Below are 16,608 nucleotides of genomic sequence, written 5' to 3'. Positions count from 1 at the left end.
AATTAAAAAGCCGATAGCTATCTACTCTACTAGTAGAAGCCATCAGCTTTTCAGCAGTTTAAATGAGGGAGCTTCATCCTCTTTTTTATTGTCATATATATTATATCATTTTATCCATTAATATGGAAGAGCATTTTTATGCACTCTAACAACCTTTTATTAATCCTGATACAATGTTGTTGACAGGTATCTTTCGCCTGTATCAGGCAGCAATACAACTATTGTCTTGTCTTTGTTTTCTGGTCTCTTTGCAATCTGAGTCGCTGCAAATGCAGCCGCACCAGATGATATGCCAACTAATAAGCCTTCAGCTTTTGCTAATGCTCTCGATGTTTCAAATGCTTCATTATTTCTTACTTGATATATCTCATCAATTATGTCTTTATTAAATACGTCAGGAACGAATCCTGCACCTATTCCTTGTATCTTGTGGGGACCAGGTTTTCCACCAGACAATACTGGCGAATCTGCAGGCTCTACCGCAACGATCTTTACATCAGGCTTCCTCGCTTTCAACACTTCACCGACACCTGTTATTGTTCCTCCTGTGCCAACGCCTGCGACAAATATATCTACATTTCCATCCGTATCTCTCCATATCTCTTCCGCAGTCGTCTTTCTGTGTATCTCAGGGTTTACAGGATTTTTAAACTGTTGCGGTATAAATGCGTTTCCGTATTCCTTTGCCAATTCTTCAGCTTTTCTTACAGCTCCAGACATGCCTTCCGGACCTGGTGTCAATACTATTTCGGCACCAAGTGCTTTAAGCAAATTTCTTCTTTCCACGCTCATAGTCTCAGGCATAGTCAAAATCAACTTATACTTCTTCGCCGCAGAAACAAAAGCCAACGCGATACCAGTATTGCCACTTGTCGGTTCAATTATGACAGTGTCTTTATTTATTAATCCTTTTTCCTCTGCATCTTTAATCATTGCATATCCAATTCTGTCTTTTACACTGCTTAATGGGTTAAAATACTCCAATTTTGCAATTAATCTTGCTTTAAGATTGTTTTCTTGGTTGTAATTAGATAACTCCAGCAGTGGTGTATTGCCTATTAAATCTGTAAGACTTTTTGCTATTTTCGACATTTTATCCTCTCCTTTTAATATTCAGTATTCCGATTGGATTTTATGTATTTATTATATAGCAATAAATAATTTTTGTAAATAAGATTTTATCAATTTTATTATACATTAAATATAAAAAAATAACCGCAATAGCGGTTAACAAATCTAATGAAAATATAAAAACTATTGCTAGGATAATTTCTATGCTTCATATCCTGCATCAATAATTGCCTTTTTCATTTCATCTATCGTAACTTTCTTGGGATCGTATGTTACAGTGACATTGGCTTTATCTAGGTCTACTGTCGCCTTTGATACTCCATCAAGCGCTTTTAAAGCTTTCTCTACAGTCATTTTGCAATGATTGCATGACATACCTTTCACATCAATCGTTGTAGTCTCGCCTTTTGGACCAAATAAACTCATATTTAAACTCTCCTTTCATATACTCATTAGGGGTACTACCTATACATAGTTTAATTTAATTACATCTTGATGTCAACTATATATGAGCTACATCATTTTTTACTTTTATCTTTGTTTTAGAATTTTTAATATGCAATGCATACAATGGAACTTTTAATTTATAGTTTATATAGTTATTATCCCCCATCATGATGTCTATAAAATACGACAGAACATTAGAAAAATATTTTACCGACTTTTCTATAAATCCCATATTGTTGTATGTAAATAGCGATAATCTATGGGCCCATTTAATGTCTGATACAACCTCTCTTCTTAATCGTTCTGTATATTCACTAAGTTCACATTTACCATTAAAATATTTTTCTATAACGTCAAATGATATGTTTGCTGTAAGTATCGCATTATATATACCTTCACCTGTAAATGGATCAGCAAGCCTTGTAGCATCTCCAATTAAGATAACTTTATCATTGTTATAAGTCCCATCTTTTCCATTCGGAAATGACAGTTGATGCCCGTATATTTTGCATTCTTCTACATTGCCAACTACATTTTCGTCAATCATATTAGAAAGATTTTCCTTTATTTTTGATGTTTTACTTAAAAAAGTTCCAACGCCGATAGACAATCTATCTTTTTTGGGAAATACCCAGCCATAGCCGTATTTTATTGCGTTAAAATCTACTACAACTTCACCTCTCACTTTTTCAATATCGCATTTATCAACATATACCTCTGCTTCAAGAGCAATACCTTTTTCTCCATTTAACAAATTTGCCTTATATGCAACAGTACTGTTTATTCCATCCGCACCTACTAATATCCTCGTTTTATACTGACCTCTATCTGTTTTCACAACGACTTCCTTGCCATCTCTGTAAAAGTCTAAAAATTTTTCCCCATCATGTACATCACAACCGCTCTCAACTGCCTTGTCTATTAAGTATTTATCAAATTTAGTCCTATCCACTTGATATATGATAGGTTTTTCAGTCTCTAGGACTACTGATTTATTGTTTGGAAATTTAAAAGCAATCTTATATGTGGTATCCTCCACATAATCACTTATATCAAGATCTAACATTTTATAGCACCTTGGCGTTATTCCGCCGCCACACGCTTTATATCTCGGCATAGTAAACTTTTCTATCAATAAAGCTTTATATCCTTGAGCTGATAATCTTCTGGCTAAGGTAGATCCTGCAGGTCCACCGCCAATGATAATTACATCATACATCTTTTTCACCTCATATTTAATTATAATTGCAAGGCTTAATAAATAAAAGCCGCACATCAGATATTTTAAATTTTATAGGCATATAAATATATGAGGTGGTTTTATGTTAATAAAAATATTCAGAGTCTTTTTCATACCATATTTTACGTCCCTTGGTGTTGTTATTGGAGGCACTATATTCGGCTCTCTTTCATCACTTTTCATATTTGAGTCTCCAATAAAGATAATCAATTCTATATTAAATGACATAAGGCTTTGGGCTATACTCGTCGGGCTTGGAGGTTCCTTCACAACAATAAGAGGTCTTGAAATAGGGTTAAGCGGCGAATTTACGCAGCTAGCAAAACAAGGTCTAATCCTTTCTGGTGCTTTTCTAGGTTCTTATTCCGGGTTTAAATTGATTACGTGCATAATAGGTGAATTTAAATGAATAAAATCACATCATTCGTAAGTGTCTTTTTAATAGGTGTAATTATAGGGGGATCAATTGTAAATGTGGCAAATGGCATCGTGATCGAAAAAATATCATTTGAAAGAGATGCATATAAATTAAACAATGCAGCACTAAATGAAAAAATAGAAAAATTGAATGAATCATTAAAGAATCAATCCTATAGAGTAGTAACTGATATAAAACCTTATGTTTCTAATAGTGACAGTAAAATCAGAATAGAAGTTGAAAAATATATTAATGAAAAGTTGAAAGATATTTATGGAAAGCAAGTTGAAAAAATTAATCCTGATTTAATTTTTAATATCTTTGAAGGGCGCATTTTATCCATCGAGAATAAAAAAGTATCTTTAAAAGTGAAATACATAGTAATCAATACGACACTAGAAATATACGTAACTGCACAGACAAAAGAATAAATTGATGTACAAAAGATGAATAGCAAGTTAACTTGTTATTGACATTAACAATTAACGAATATATAATTAATTTAACAATTTAATATTATAAATTCAAAACTCATCAAGAGTGGTGGAGGGACTGGCCCTATGAAACCCGGCAACCGTCATATTTTTATGAAAATGGTGCTAATTCCTGCAAAGCGTTTAGCTTTGGGAGATGAGAAGATGTGAATATTTACGCCTCTTCTCAGGAGGCGTTTTTATTTTACGCTGAAGGAGGTACAAAAATGCCGATAAAAATTCCTGACGGACTGCCTGCAATTGATATTTTAGCAAAGGAAAACATATTTGTGATGGCTGAAGAAAGAGCAATTCATCAAGATATACGTCCTCTCAAAATCGCAATCCTAAACTTAATGCCTACAAAAAGCGTCACAGAGACGCAGCTATTAAGATTGCTAAGCAATAATCCATTGCAGATAGATTTAACATTTCTCTATACTGCGTCTCACAAATCAAAAAATACTGCAGCGGAATATTTAGAAACATTTTACAAGACATTTGATGATATAAGAGATGAAAAATTTGACGGCCTTATAATAACAGGAGCACCAGTAGAAACATTAAATTTTGAAGATGTGGATTACTGGCAGGAGCTTAAAAAAATAATGGAATGGAGCAAACACAATGTGTACTCTACATTTCATATCTGCTGGGGTGCTCAAGCAGGCCTTTATTACCACTACAACATTCCTAAATACCCATTAAAAGAAAAAATGTTTGGCGTTTTTTTACATAAAGTATCCAAAAAAAATGTCGATTTACTAAGGGGATTTGATGATGTATTTTACGCTCCACATTCAAGATACACAGAAGTAAGAAAGGAAGATATACAATTAGTTGATGATCTTGAAATACTTGCTGAATCAGATGAAGCAGGGTTATATATAATAAGCACGAAAAATGGCAGGCAAATATTTGTCACAGGTCATTCTGAATACGATCCATTGACACTTAAATTTGAATACGAAAGAGACTTAAAAAAAGGCATCCCTATAAAAGTTCCTAAATATTATTTCCCGGGAGATGACCCAAACAATGAGCCTATTGTAAAGTGGAGAAGCCATGCAAACCTGCTTTTTTCAAACTGGTTAAATTACTACGTATATCAAAAAACGCCGTTTGACATAAACTCCATTGAATAGACATTATATTTGTGCAGGGATAGAAATGTCGATAATCTTCTATTCCTGCATATTTTTATATATATCCTGCAAAATTATTCATTGACTTTTTTACTTCTCTGTGCTAATTTAATTATGCTATTTTAAAATTTATAGAAAGGAATCATATACATGGACAAAGCACAAAAGCTCAAAAAAGACATAGGTTTATTTATTGCAACAGCATTGGTGACAGGCAACATGATGGGGTCTGGCATATTTATGCTTCCAGCTACATTAGCATCAAAGTCCGGTCCCGGCGCAACAATACTTGCCTGGCTTATTACCGGCTTAGGGTCAATCTTTCTTGCGTTATCATTTGCAAACCTTGGTTCGAGGATCCCAAAAGCAGGTGGTCCATATGAGTACTCAAAATTGGCTTTTGGTGACTTTATAGGTTTTATCAATGCATGGCTTTATTGGAACGGTTCTTGGATCGGAAATGCTGCTGTCGTCATCGCAGTCGCAAGCTATTCAAGCGCTTTATTCCCAATTTTATCCAAAAGCCACCTTGCAGCTTTTATATATGCAAGTGCTGTGCTATGGATTTTTACAATCATCAATATAGTAGGTGTAAAAAGGGCAGGTTCGACTCAAACAGCTATAACTGTCTTTGAGATTTGTTTATTTCTATTTTTTATAGCTGTTTCAGCCATACATTTCAAAACCAGCAACATCTTGCCATTATTTCCGGCAGATAAAGGCATTGGTACGCTGTCAGCAGCCGCTACTTCCACATTGTGGGCATTTGTAGGACTTGAGACTGCGTCGATAACTGCTGAAGAAATCAAAAACCCTGAAAGAAACGTAAAATTAAGTACGATTTTCGGTATATTGATAGCCGTAGTTATGTACCTTGCAATAAATATTTCTGCAATGGGTGCAATGCCTCAAAACGAACTTGCTAAAAGTGCTTCGCCAATTGCTGACATACTTAAGCAGTTTTTAGGAAAGAACATCGCAAATGTGATAATCATAGGTTCTGTTATAAGTGTACTTGGAACAACAGTAGGTTGGCTTTTATCAACAGCCCGTGTGGCGTATGCAGCAGGAAAAGACGGATTGTTTCCTGAAATTTTTGCTCAAGTACATCCTAAATTTAAAACACCTCATACATCATTGATTATAGGATCTGTCTTGGTCAATTTGCTATTATTGATGAATTATACGAAGTCCTTGGTTTCAGCATTTACATTCATAATATTGCTGGCTACGCTTTCTTTCTTGCCTGTTTACGCTTTTACAGCAGCATCTGAAATCATGCTTCTCATAAAAAGAGATAAGAAGGTAAATGTATTAAGCTTCATCAAAAATTCATTTGTGCCGCTTTTAGGCTTCATTTACGCAATATGGACAATATACGGTTCGGGAGCCGAGACCGTCATGTACGGATTCATAATGCTTATGTGCGGAATACCATTCTATATATATATGAAATACAAAAATTCAGTAAAATTGGATGAAGTACGAAAAGTCTTAAAAAACTGAAAAGGCTGCAAAAGTGCAGCCTTATTTTTATCAATTTTTAACTGTATTATTGTCTTCTATCGTCTTTGCTATAAGTGAAGCAAAGTATTTTGCTCCAGAAGGCTCCAGATGTACTGCATCTGGTGAAAAGAATGAATCATGACCATAACTTGCTTTATACCAATCAATCAATGTTGTATGCGGATATTCAGAAGATACTTTATTTAATGTTTTATTTACCACGCTTTCCCATGGTCGAGGAACACGCACATTCACTAATATTATATGTTTTACAGGTTCTGCAGCTTTTAAAAGTGACAGCAGTTGATCTTCTGTAAAAGGTCCATTTGTGCCTAGCTCAACTATCAGAGTATCGCTAATTTTTCCCTCTGCCTTAAGAGATTTTACGACATCTTTCGCCTGATACATCTGGCGTCCAACTTTACCATCTATTGTGATTCCGGGAAGCATTTCTTCCAAATAAGGCTTTGCATCGATCAATATAGAATCACCAATAATCGTTATCCCTTTCCCGTCCTGAATCTTAACATCAGTTTGACCACTATCATTTGACGCTACACTTGAGTCTGCCTTTCCACCTTTATATGGATAATATTTTATATCTCTTCTATTATCTGGTAAATTATAACTGTAATTTTGTACAATTCCATCACTTGTAACATCGCTATTTTCTACATAAGACGATGAAACATTTGTGCCATTTCCACCTCCACTGGAATTTAAAGACGTTGATGCAGCAACAGGCATTATTCCACTCATTCCTACTACAAATATACCTATTATAACTGTCGATACTATAACTAGCATAAATGTTTTAATTGGAAGCACTATTTTCCCATTCTTAAGTTTTAATGTTTTTATATCCTGCATTATTCTTTTAAGTGCACCATGCCTAATCGGATCTTCTACATATCTCCATGATAAGGCAGATATAAGTATAATCAAAAATATCTGAAGCACTGCTCGTATTGGATTTATTCCTTCTGTATTAACCGGTGGAGTTGTCAAGATGAGTACAGGGAAGTACCAAAGATATACACCATAAGACCTTGCTCCAAGCCATCTTAAAGGAAAACATCCCAATGCCTTACCTAAAAAACTACTCGAATGTGCTGATACCGCTATAGTAACCGCAGCTATTACAGATAATAAAAACATTCCACCTCTGTAGACAAAGGTATCATATTGATTTACATAGATAAACATTATGAAAATCGATAAAAGCGATAAAAATCCAATTGCATCCAAAATCAACCTCTTATTTCTTGACATATTGCTTGAAAGCTTATCACTTGGCAAAATCAATGCTAAGGCTGATCCTAAAAGCAGCCCAAAAACGCGCGTATCTGTTCCATAATAAACACGGCTGGGATCCATACCTGGCTCATACAGCATTCCCATGGCCAAAGCAGATGCTATAGCAAGCAGTAAAGTCAAAAACACAATATATCTTTTTTTCTTCAAATATTTAAATGAAATAATCAAAACAAGAGGCCATATAAGATAGAACTGACCTTCCACAGCTAATGACCATAAATTCCCAAATGTAGACGGAGGACCAAACTTTGCAAAATACGAAACTTTGTGAAAAATTAGCCACCAGTTGTTAATATACAATATACTTGTTATTGCATCACCTTTTATAGATGTTAGCCTTCCAGGATCAAATAATGTAACATAGCAAACCACCAAAACTACCATTATAAAAAGTGCAGGAAATAATCGGCGCATTCTTCGCAGCCAAAAATTTTTTAAATCTACTTTGCCGCTTCTTTCCCATTCAGAAGAAATTATATTTGTTATCAAATACCCAGACAAAACAAAAAATATGCTGACACCCAAAAATCCACCCTGCATGAAGCTTAAATTGAGATGATACCCTATGACAGCAAGCACGGCTATTGCACGAAGGCCATCAAGCCCTGCCATATATCTCACATTGCTGTTTAAAGGCTTTGGCATCGAGATCCCCTCCTAAAATCTGATGTTATATTTTTGAATAAAATGCAAAATATTACAAAATTCTTCAATATGCCTCATAACTGCCCTTTTTTCTTTAAATCCATTATATATTATCATTATTACAAAAACATTACAACATATAAATAAAATATAAATATCTCATAAATATTTATTAATAAAAAGAGCTCTTTATACGTTTAAAAGAGCTCTTAACATAAAATTCTATATCAATTTGTATATTATTCTTCCATCAACTCTTTGACGATGTTTATGCCATTAAGCTTCATATGATATAAAAACATCGTATGTATCATATCACCATCATGTGGAATTATTTTAAGCCTTTCTGCTGTTTTTACGCTTATATCATAAGTCTCAACACAATTTTCCGGTATAACAATATTCGCACTAAGATTATTTGCATTTGCTATCATCTTTATAGACATAGCCGTCTGATATACACATAAATCTGTGCAGTTGCCAACAATGATAAAAGTAGACTTTCCTTCTTTAAGCATGATGACTATCTTTTTTAAAAACGAGTTCCCATCATCAAATTCTCCACCAAAAAACACATTTAATGAATTTTTTTCATATATCTGTGGCTGCCCTTTTATTATCTCTAAAAGTTCTTCAACGATAGAGCTTTCATCAGTTCCTTTTACACAGTGCTCTGGATAATCGGCAAATTCCGCTGCATCTTTAATATGGGCATCATTTATAAACAGTATATTTTTTATGCCCATTCTGTAAGACGCATTTATCAAATTCTTTATAGGTTCTATTATGCCTCCAATTCTGGGGCTTGATAGTGAACCACTTTTGCAAAAACCATTTACCATGTCTACCACGATCAATGATACATTGTCAACATTTCCCGCATCATTTATAACTGTACTAAGCTTCATATCATCCAGGTTGCTGTAAAAGTCAAACAAATAATTTAAAAAAGGTCTTGTATTGTACAAAAAACTATCAAAATTCATTTAAGGAACCTCCTTCCATTTAGTTAAATATATATATTAATTTTATATCAAATTATATACCAAAAAAAGAGACTTTAGCCTTAAAGCCCCTTTAATTTAGACCATAAAATGTCTCCCTTGCTGACGCTACAAGTTTACCATCTTGGTTGTAAGCATCACATACAGCAACGGCAGTTGATTTCCCTAAATGAATTATCTTTCCAAATGCCTTAATCTTATCTCCAGCTTTAACAGATTTTATGTAGTTTATATTCATTTCAAGAGTAACCATATTTCTCCCCATCGTCTTTGCTGCAATTCCCATTGCCGTATCCATAAGCGAAAACAGCACTCCGCCATGTGCGATTCTAAAAATATTCAAATGTTTTTCAGAAATCATCATTTCCATTGTAACTTTACCGCTATCTAGCTCAACTATATCCATTCCAATTAGATTATGATATTGTGCATTCTTATTTGATTCAATTATTTTTTTGAATAAATCTTCGTTTATACCATTATTCCTTACTTCCAAACTTTTACCATCCTTTCATGTCTTTTTACATAATTATATCATTTTTTATCGCAAATCTTAATCTCTCTATAGCTCGGTTTTTTAACTTTACTGCACTTTGATAGCCTATTCCAATCTCATTTGCGATTTCTACTAATGATTTTCCTCTAAAGAAGTACAATGATATTATCCTTTTCTGCTTTTCCGTCAGGCTATTTAATGCATCTTTCAAATTTTTTATTGAAACGCATTTAAAAAATTCCTCTTCAGGTGATAGTCCATCGCTTTCGATCAAGTCTATTATTTCATCTTCATCATCACCAGCACTAGAATTTAAGGACAGATTAGGTTTCTTCTTTCTATGCATACCCATGAAGTAAAATTTAAGCCGCATATTGGCATAACCGATGAATTCTTTTCCTTTCTTTTCATCGAACTCCTTTATTGCTAAGATTAAAACTTCTCTTCCATCTTGAAGCATGTCATTAAAATCGTCATAAGGAAATTTTTTAGCAAGTGATATCAAAAGAGGATTAAATTTGTCTAAGATTTCGACTGTGGACTTTTCATCACCGCTTTTCGCCTTAAAGCACAGCTCATTGTAGCTTATCATTGTCTACACCTCACCAAATAGTGAGGACCGGTCCCTTTCAGTGCCGCACTGTGCTTTAATTATATTATACGAACATGTGTTTTTCTAACTTCGGCTTTTGAAAAGTCTATATATGATATTGCAAAAGTTTATTGTGAAAATTACGATATTGTGATTAAAATATGAATAATTGAACTCTGACTCAATGAATCTTCCATAAATAAAATTTTAAAAACAAAAAGAACACGTATATGTTGAAGCTAATTAACATATACGTGTTCTTTTGCTTTAGCAATATACTCTTTCTTAATAATATCTCCTTGCACCTATATAGTAAGTCCTAAACCACCCGCTAAAATCATCATATGCTGCCTTCTTTGAAGAATCGCTCATATGTATCAAGCGATTGTTTCCTATGTATATACCTTCATGCGTAGGACCATTGCCTGATGTAGAGAAAAACATTATATCACCTGGCTGTAAATCCGATAAGCTGACAGGCCTTCCACCAGCATACTGATCGTATGTAGTCCTGCCGATGCTTTTTCCTGCCTGCTTATATACGTATTGGACAAAGCCAGAACAGTCAAAGCCAGCAGGAGTCGTACCACCGTAAACGTACGGTGTCCCTAGATACCTTCCTGCAATGCTAACAATACTGAGATTTGATGTACGAACATAAGCACCTCTAGATGAAACTCCACTCACAACAGTCCTGTTTAGAACAGCCTCTGTTGCAGGTCCGACTATCCCATCTGGTGATAGACCAAATTTTTTCTGCAGTGCTATCACAGCATTTCTCGTAGCACTGCCAAAAATACCATCAATACCACCTGTGTTATAACCAAGTCGATTCAGCGTTTGCTGCAAACTAACCACTGCTTGTCCTCTTGAACCATACTTTAACAGTTCCATTGCAAACGCACTTGGTGCTTGCATAAGTGTTATTGACAAAACTACTGATGCAACTAACTTTTTGTGATTCAATTGATTCCATCCTCTCTTTATGCCTACGAGGTTAGTTGACGGGTTCGGTAAAGAGCAACCCTACCGCAAAAGCGGATTCACCCCAAAAATATCCCCCGTTCTTTCGATTAGGCATTTTTTTTAATAAATTTAATAAAAAATTTATATTTTTAATAATTACTTAATATTATACAGGCAAAATTAATCGATGTCAATTGCATACCATATTTTACCTGTAGTATAAAATTGTACATGGATATAATAATTATTGAAGTATCAAAAATGAGGTGTTAAAACATGCGTTCAATGTGGAAAGGTGCCATAAGCTTTGGTTTAGTTAGCATACCAATAAAGCTCTATGCAGCTACAGAAGACAATTCAGTGCATTTTAGGCAGCTTCATAAAGACTGTAAATCTCCTATCAAATACGAAAAAATCTGTCCTGTCTGCAATAGGCAAGTGTCAGACGAAGAAATAGTCCGAGGTTATGAATATGAACCAGGAAAATTTGTCATTATCGATGAAGAAGATTTAGAGAGAATTCCTAAGTCCACAGTTAAAACGATAGATATTCTTGATTTTACAGATTTAAATAAGATCGATCCAATCTATTTCGATAAAACATACTACATTGCTCCGGATGAAATAGGTGCAAAGCCCTACGTCCTTTTAAGGGACTCAATGAAAAAGCTAAACCGTGTGGCAGTTGCACGTGTAGTAATCAGATCAAAGCAAGATTTGGCCTGCATAAGAGTATACAATGACAACTACATGGTATTAGAAACAATGCACTTCCCTGACGAAATAAGAAGTACAAATGAACTTCCACCAATTCGCAATGTAGATCTGCACGAAAATGAGGTAAAGATGGCTATAAAGCTTGTGGATACTCTGACATCTGATTTTTCTCCTGAAAAATACGATGACAACTACAGAAAAGCCCTGATCGAAATAATCGAGTCGAAAATTCAAGATAGAAAAATTGAAATACCTGAATCGCCAAAGGAAGAAAATGTCCTTGATCTTGTAAGCGCATTAAAAGCCAGCATAGAATCGGTAAAGAGCGAAAATACACCAAAAAAAGCTAAAAAGAAAAAGGGTGCTTAAGTTTATGTCCATGATGGATGAAAAAATTCCACCTATGCTGGCAGTATCAGGCCAAGTATTTGATGACCCAGATTGGCTGTATGAGATAAAATGGGATGGTTCAAGGACTCTGGCATTCCTTTCATCTACAACGAGACTGCAGGATAGAAGACTTGTGGATGTAAGTCATCAATTTCCAGAACTCATGAAGCTAAACAAATTTATCAGGGCTAATGAAGCAATACTTGATGGTGAATTAATAGTCTTAAAAGACAATAAGCCAAGTTATAGAAGCATAATGATGCGCAAACACCAGCAAAACAAACTAAAAATAGATTTTATGAGCAAGTCTTATCCTGCCATATTTATTACTTGGGATATACTTTATGTTGATGGAAAAGAGCTTTTGAATCGGCCGTTAATTGAGCGAAAGCAAATGTTAAATAAATTTGTAAATGAATGCAGCATAATGCGAATATCAGACTTTATATTTGAACATGGTAAGACTTTATTTGAAGAAACTGATAAAAAACGACTGGAAGGTGTTATGGCCAAAAAAGCAGACTCAAAATATTACTTAGGAAAAAGAAGTAGTCTGTGGCAAAAATTCAAACACCACATAGTACTAAATGCTGTAATATTAGGTTATAGGATAGACAAAACTGCGTTAGTTTTAGGCCTTTACAACGAGGAAGACAAACTTATACACATTGGTAATGTAGAATCTGGAATATCGCAAAAAGAATTATCATCGTTTTTAGATGTCGCCAATGATCTGAAGGTCAACCCTGAATTTTACGGTCTTGGCATTAACAACGTCCAGTGGATTATGCCACTAATTGTATGTAAAGTTAAATTTATGGAGTGGTCAGAGAATTTCAAAATGAGAGCACCATCTTTCTTAGAATTTGCCTTAGATGTGAAACCTACCGAATGCAGATTCATGTAAACTAATTGAAATATGCACTATATTGATTTAAAATAAAATTATAAACGTACAAGGGGGATACTTTCAATTGGCATCAATAAATAAAAAGCGCATTTTGCTCGTACTAATTACATTTTTATTTTTAATCGCATGTCTTGTAGCGCGATTAATATGGCTACAAATTGTCATGGCCCCAAAATATTCACTGGCCGTCAAAAATCAGACAACATCTAAGATAGTATTAAAGCCACAAAGAGGAATTATTTACGATGCGAATGGAAATATCCTGGCCACTAATGTCAGCGGCGGTGATGTATATGCTGCACCAAAGAATATAAAGCATCCAGATAAAATTGCAAATCAGTTGTACAGTTTATTGGGAATGAAAAAAGATTCACTGTATAAGCTTCTAAACAATAAAAACTCGGAGTGGACTGTACTTAAAAAAAATGTTCCACTGGACAATATAAATAAAATCAAAAAGCTGAATCTTGTAGGTATTTATACTGAAGATACAAGTATTAGAAGCTATCCAGACGACAATCTATTATCGCAGACGCTTGGATTTACAGGAACTGACGGAAATGGACTTTATGGACTTGAATATTCATTTGACAAGTATCTAAAAGGCATCCCTGGTCTAGAGATAGCAAATACTGATGAAGTTGGTCACGTCATAGGACTTCCTGAAAAATTATACAAACCTGAAAAAGGAGATGATTTGGTCCTTACTGTAGATTCTGTAATTCAAGGATACGCTGAAACTGCCATTGAAAAAGCTTATGAAACATACAGCCCAGCCAATGGCATCACAGCCATAGTGATGAATCCAAAAACAGGCGATATCTTAGCCATGGCCAATATACCTGACTTTAATCCAAATGAGCCAAATAAGGTCAGCTCTCTTGACACATGGTCAAATCCGGCTGTGTCTTATCTGTACGAACCAGGCTCAGTATTTAAAGTCGTTACAGCCTCTGCGGCCCTTGAAGAATCTTTAGTCACACCAAATGAACAGTTTTACGATCCTGGATACTACATTGTGTCAGGTCACAGAATAAATAGCTGGACAAAATTAGGAAATATCGATTTTTCACAAGCAGTGGCAATGTCTAGCGATACAGTATTCATGAAGATAATCGTAGAAAGGCTTAAATTAAATACATTGTACAAGTACATAAACGCCTTTGGATTTGGAAGCCTAACTGGAATACAGCTTCCAGGCGAAGCATCAGGCATGATAATACCAGAAAAAAACGTTCACCCCGTAGATCTAGCCTCTATGTCTTTTGGACAAGGCATCGCGGTAACACCGCTGCAGATGATAGATGCCTTTTCAGCAGTAATCAACGGTGGATACTTGATGAAGCCAAATATAGTGAAAGAGATAAAATCAGGAGATGAAGTCATAAAAGAATTTAAGCCTCAAGTCATAAGGCAGGTTATATCGCAGGATACGTCAAATACAATGAAAGAGCTACTTAAAAAAGTCGTTGATGAAGGAACAGGAACAGCATGTCAAATACCAGGCTTTTCTGTCGGAGGAAAGTCAGGTACGACCGAGAATTACTCACCGGGAAAGTACACAGCATCTTTTGCGGCATTTGCACCTGTAGACGACCCTCAAGTAGCAGTTTTAGTAGTCATAAGAAATCCTACTAAAAATGGCCACATGGGTGGAGAAATTGCAGCACCTGTCGTAAAAGACATACTCTCAAACACACTAAGATATCTGATGATAAAAAAATAGCCGTGCATTGAAAATGTGCGGCTATTTAATATACAACGTCATCTACTTCTCCTTTTTTGCCTCCTGCAACTCTTACCACTACTCTATTTGGAAGGCATACTATTTGCTGGCCTTCTTTTTCTATCCAACCTGTTTTAACGCATATCTGATCTGGGCAATCAGACTCCTTCATTCTGACTTTTCCATTTTTAATTTCTACAACATTTATGTGTTTGCCATTGTGTATAGTAACCGTCTTGTCAACATTTAAAGGCAATTCTTGATATTTAGAACCATTCACTTCAATGACAACGTCAGTGCCTGTTTTATTAAAGGCTTTATAATAGGTAAAATATCCTGATATTAGAGAAATAACCAGCAACACGCCTATTAAGATTTTATCACCTATTTTCATACAGTTTAAACCTCGAATCCGTTATCTTTAACTTTCCCTTCAATCCTGATGTTGCATAGACCTTATAATCAGGTGTGACAAAAATGGCATCAACCCCAGGCATGCTTTCTATTAATTTCATTCCTTTCTCAACACCTAAAATAAACGTAATTGTAGACAATGCATCAGCATCAATTGACTTTATATTTGTAGACACTATTGTCGTACTAACAACACCACTTTCTGCAGGATACCCTGTAAAAGGATTTAATATATGATGGTATCTTTTCCCGTTTTGAATAAAATACCTTTCATAATTACCTGAAGTATCAATCAGCATGTCTTTGCCGGAAACAATTGCAAAATATTTTCCTTTATCTCCAAAAGGATCCTGTATGCCTATATTCCAATTTGAACCATCAGGCTTGGAACCATACATGTAAACACTGCTGCCGCCAAGATTTATAAGTGCATGCTTAATCCCATTTTTCTTCATAATATTTTCTATTTCATCAGCAGCGTATCCTTTAGCAATTCCTCCTAAGTCAATAGCCATACCTTGTTTTTTTAGTTTAACTTCATAGTCTTTAGCGTTTAGCAAGACATCCCTGTAATTTATATATTTCATAGCTTCCTTAATTTGGCTTTCTGAAGGCACGCGAGCATGATTTGTGCCAATTCCCCACAAATTTGCCAATGGAGCAATAGTTATATCAAAATTGCCTCCGCTTATCTTGCCGTATTTTAAAGCCGTCTTTATCACATAAAACGTATCTGAATTTACCTTAACATACTTTTTACCTGCATTTTTATTTATCTTTTCTACATCGCTGCCGGACTTTTGACTGCTCATGCGGTTATCAATTTCTTTCAATTTTTCCATCGACTCATCAACTGCTTTTTTAGCATTTTTCCCATATGCTGTAACCTGCATGACCGTATCCATCATAAAATCGGTGCGTGTATACTGCTGATTATTGTTTCCACAGGCAGTCAAAGATAGAGATATAAAAACTACCATTAAAATTGCAATGATTCTTTTAACAATTTGTTTCATATAATTATACAATCCTCTCAGTGTATCAATTTACGAAACTCCTATTTTATTATAATTTTTTTTAACAATCTATTCAAGTGAAACAATAGATGTCACTATCAACTTGTAAGATTCA

Annotated in this window: 17 protein-coding genes and 3 riboswitches; of the genes, 7 read left to right on the top strand and 10 right to left on the bottom strand. The window is 34.8% G+C overall.

All coding sequences use genetic code 11. The annotated features are described in order from the left end of the window. Positions 1–26: 26 nt before the first annotated feature. Positions 27–90, bottom strand: a riboswitch (Fluoride riboswitch). A gap of 69 nt (positions 91–159) precedes the next feature. The 3 genes from cysK to TTHE_RS03595 all read right to left on the bottom strand — a co-directional run bounded on the left by cysK (position 160) and on the right by TTHE_RS03595 (position 2,737). Then, a complete protein-coding gene (cysK, locus tag TTHE_RS03605; RefSeq protein ID WP_013297247.1) occupies positions 160–1,092 on the bottom strand; it encodes a cysteine synthase A in 933 nt (310 codons plus the stop codon). Between the two features lie 180 nt (positions 1,093–1,272). Beyond that, positions 1,273–1,497, bottom strand: coding sequence for a copper chaperone CopZ (copZ, locus tag TTHE_RS03600; protein ID WP_013297246.1), 225 nt, complete (start codon positions 1,495–1,497; stop codon positions 1,273–1,275). Between the two features lie 76 nt (positions 1,498–1,573). Continuing rightward, a complete protein-coding gene (locus TTHE_RS03595; RefSeq protein ID WP_013297245.1) occupies positions 1,574–2,737 on the bottom strand; it encodes an NAD(P)/FAD-dependent oxidoreductase in 1,164 nt (387 codons plus the stop codon). Positions 2,738–2,840: 103 nt separating this feature from the next. Between TTHE_RS03595 and TTHE_RS03590 the strand changes: the two genes are divergently transcribed. The 4 genes from TTHE_RS03590 to TTHE_RS03575 all read left to right on the top strand — a co-directional run bounded on the left by TTHE_RS03590 (position 2,841) and on the right by TTHE_RS03575 (position 6,300). Beyond that, positions 2,841–3,167, top strand: a complete 327-nt coding sequence (locus TTHE_RS03590) for a YtrH family sporulation protein (RefSeq protein WP_013297244.1) — start codon at positions 2,841–2,843, stop codon at positions 3,165–3,167. Further along, positions 3,164–3,607 carry a sporulation membrane protein YtrI gene (locus TTHE_RS03585; RefSeq protein ID WP_013297243.1) on the top strand — a complete coding sequence of 148 codons (444 nt, stop codon included), beginning with the start codon at positions 3,164–3,166 and terminating at the stop codon, positions 3,605–3,607. The genes TTHE_RS03590 and TTHE_RS03585 overlap by 4 nt, the downstream gene beginning before the upstream one ends. Before the next feature lie 97 nt (positions 3,608–3,704). Then, a riboswitch (SAM riboswitch) is annotated at positions 3,705–3,813 on the top strand. A 63-nt stretch (positions 3,814–3,876) separates the two neighbouring features. Then, a complete protein-coding gene (gene metA, locus TTHE_RS03580) occupies positions 3,877–4,794 on the top strand; it encodes a homoserine O-acetyltransferase MetA (protein ID WP_013297242.1) in 918 nt (305 codons plus the stop codon). A gap of 150 nt (positions 4,795–4,944) precedes the next feature. Beyond that, positions 4,945–6,300, top strand: coding sequence for an APC family permease (locus TTHE_RS03575; RefSeq protein WP_013297241.1), 1,356 nt, complete (start codon positions 4,945–4,947; stop codon positions 6,298–6,300). 30 nt (positions 6,301–6,330) lie between these two features. On the opposite strand, the gene TTHE_RS03570 is transcribed toward TTHE_RS03575, so the two are convergent. The 5 genes from TTHE_RS03570 to TTHE_RS03550 form a co-directional block, all read right to left on the bottom strand. Then, on the bottom strand, positions 6,331–8,262 hold the full coding sequence (locus TTHE_RS03570; protein ID WP_013297240.1) for an acyltransferase family protein: 1,932 nt from the start codon (positions 8,260–8,262) through the stop codon (positions 6,331–6,333). 239 nt (positions 8,263–8,501) lie between these two features. Beyond that, complete coding sequence (locus TTHE_RS03565) at positions 8,502–9,248, bottom strand: cysteine hydrolase family protein (protein WP_013297239.1); 747 nt, start codon at positions 9,246–9,248, stop codon at positions 8,502–8,504. A 91-nt stretch (positions 9,249–9,339) separates the two neighbouring features. After that, positions 9,340–9,762 carry a PaaI family thioesterase gene (locus TTHE_RS03560; RefSeq protein WP_013297238.1) on the bottom strand — a complete coding sequence of 141 codons (423 nt, stop codon included), beginning with the start codon at positions 9,760–9,762 and terminating at the stop codon, positions 9,340–9,342. A 25-nt stretch (positions 9,763–9,787) separates the two neighbouring features. Further along, positions 9,788–10,354, bottom strand: coding sequence for a sigma-70 family RNA polymerase sigma factor (locus TTHE_RS03555; RefSeq protein ID WP_013297237.1), 567 nt, complete (start codon positions 10,352–10,354; stop codon positions 9,788–9,790). Between the two features lie 285 nt (positions 10,355–10,639). After that, complete coding sequence (locus TTHE_RS03550; RefSeq protein ID WP_013297236.1) at positions 10,640–11,320, bottom strand: C40 family peptidase; 681 nt, start codon at positions 11,318–11,320, stop codon at positions 10,640–10,642. Positions 11,321–11,326: 6 nt separating this feature from the next. After that, positions 11,327–11,444, bottom strand: a riboswitch (cyclic di-AMP (ydaO/yuaA leader). A gap of 152 nt (positions 11,445–11,596) precedes the next feature. Between TTHE_RS03550 and ku the strand changes: the two genes are divergently transcribed. The 3 genes from ku to TTHE_RS03535 all read left to right on the top strand — a co-directional run bounded on the left by ku (position 11,597) and on the right by TTHE_RS03535 (position 15,063). Beyond that, positions 11,597–12,406 (top strand): non-homologous end joining protein Ku, encoded by an 810-nt coding sequence (gene ku / locus TTHE_RS03545; RefSeq protein WP_013297235.1) that lies wholly within the window; start codon positions 11,597–11,599, stop codon positions 12,404–12,406. A 4-nt stretch (positions 12,407–12,410) separates the two neighbouring features. Next, positions 12,411–13,334 carry an ATP-dependent DNA ligase gene (locus TTHE_RS03540; RefSeq protein ID WP_013297234.1) on the top strand — a complete coding sequence of 308 codons (924 nt, stop codon included), beginning with the start codon at positions 12,411–12,413 and terminating at the stop codon, positions 13,332–13,334. 67 nt (positions 13,335–13,401) lie between these two features. Beyond that, positions 13,402–15,063, top strand: a complete 1,662-nt coding sequence (locus tag TTHE_RS03535) for a peptidoglycan D,D-transpeptidase FtsI family protein (RefSeq protein WP_013297233.1) — start codon at positions 13,402–13,404, stop codon at positions 15,061–15,063. Between the two features lie 25 nt (positions 15,064–15,088). Here the strand turns inward: TTHE_RS03535 and TTHE_RS03530 are convergent, their stop codons facing one another. Both TTHE_RS03530 and TTHE_RS03525 read right to left on the bottom strand, forming a co-directional pair. Then, a complete protein-coding gene (locus TTHE_RS03530; protein WP_013297232.1) occupies positions 15,089–15,457 on the bottom strand; it encodes a NusG domain II-containing protein in 369 nt (122 codons plus the stop codon). After that, entirely contained in the window at positions 15,444–16,493 is a 1,050-nt protein-coding gene (locus TTHE_RS03525) for an FAD:protein FMN transferase (protein WP_013297231.1), read from the bottom strand. The genes TTHE_RS03530 and TTHE_RS03525 overlap by 14 nt, the downstream gene beginning before the upstream one ends. Between the last annotated feature and the right edge of the window lie 115 nt (positions 16,494–16,608).

This window comes from Thermoanaerobacterium thermosaccharolyticum DSM 571 (assembly GCF_000145615.1).
GTDB classification, from domain to species: domain Bacteria; phylum Bacillota; class Thermoanaerobacteria; order Thermoanaerobacterales; family Thermoanaerobacteraceae; genus Thermoanaerobacterium; species Thermoanaerobacterium thermosaccharolyticum.
Note: the sequence above shows the minus strand (reverse complement) of the source record. Positions and strands in the feature narration are given on the sequence as shown.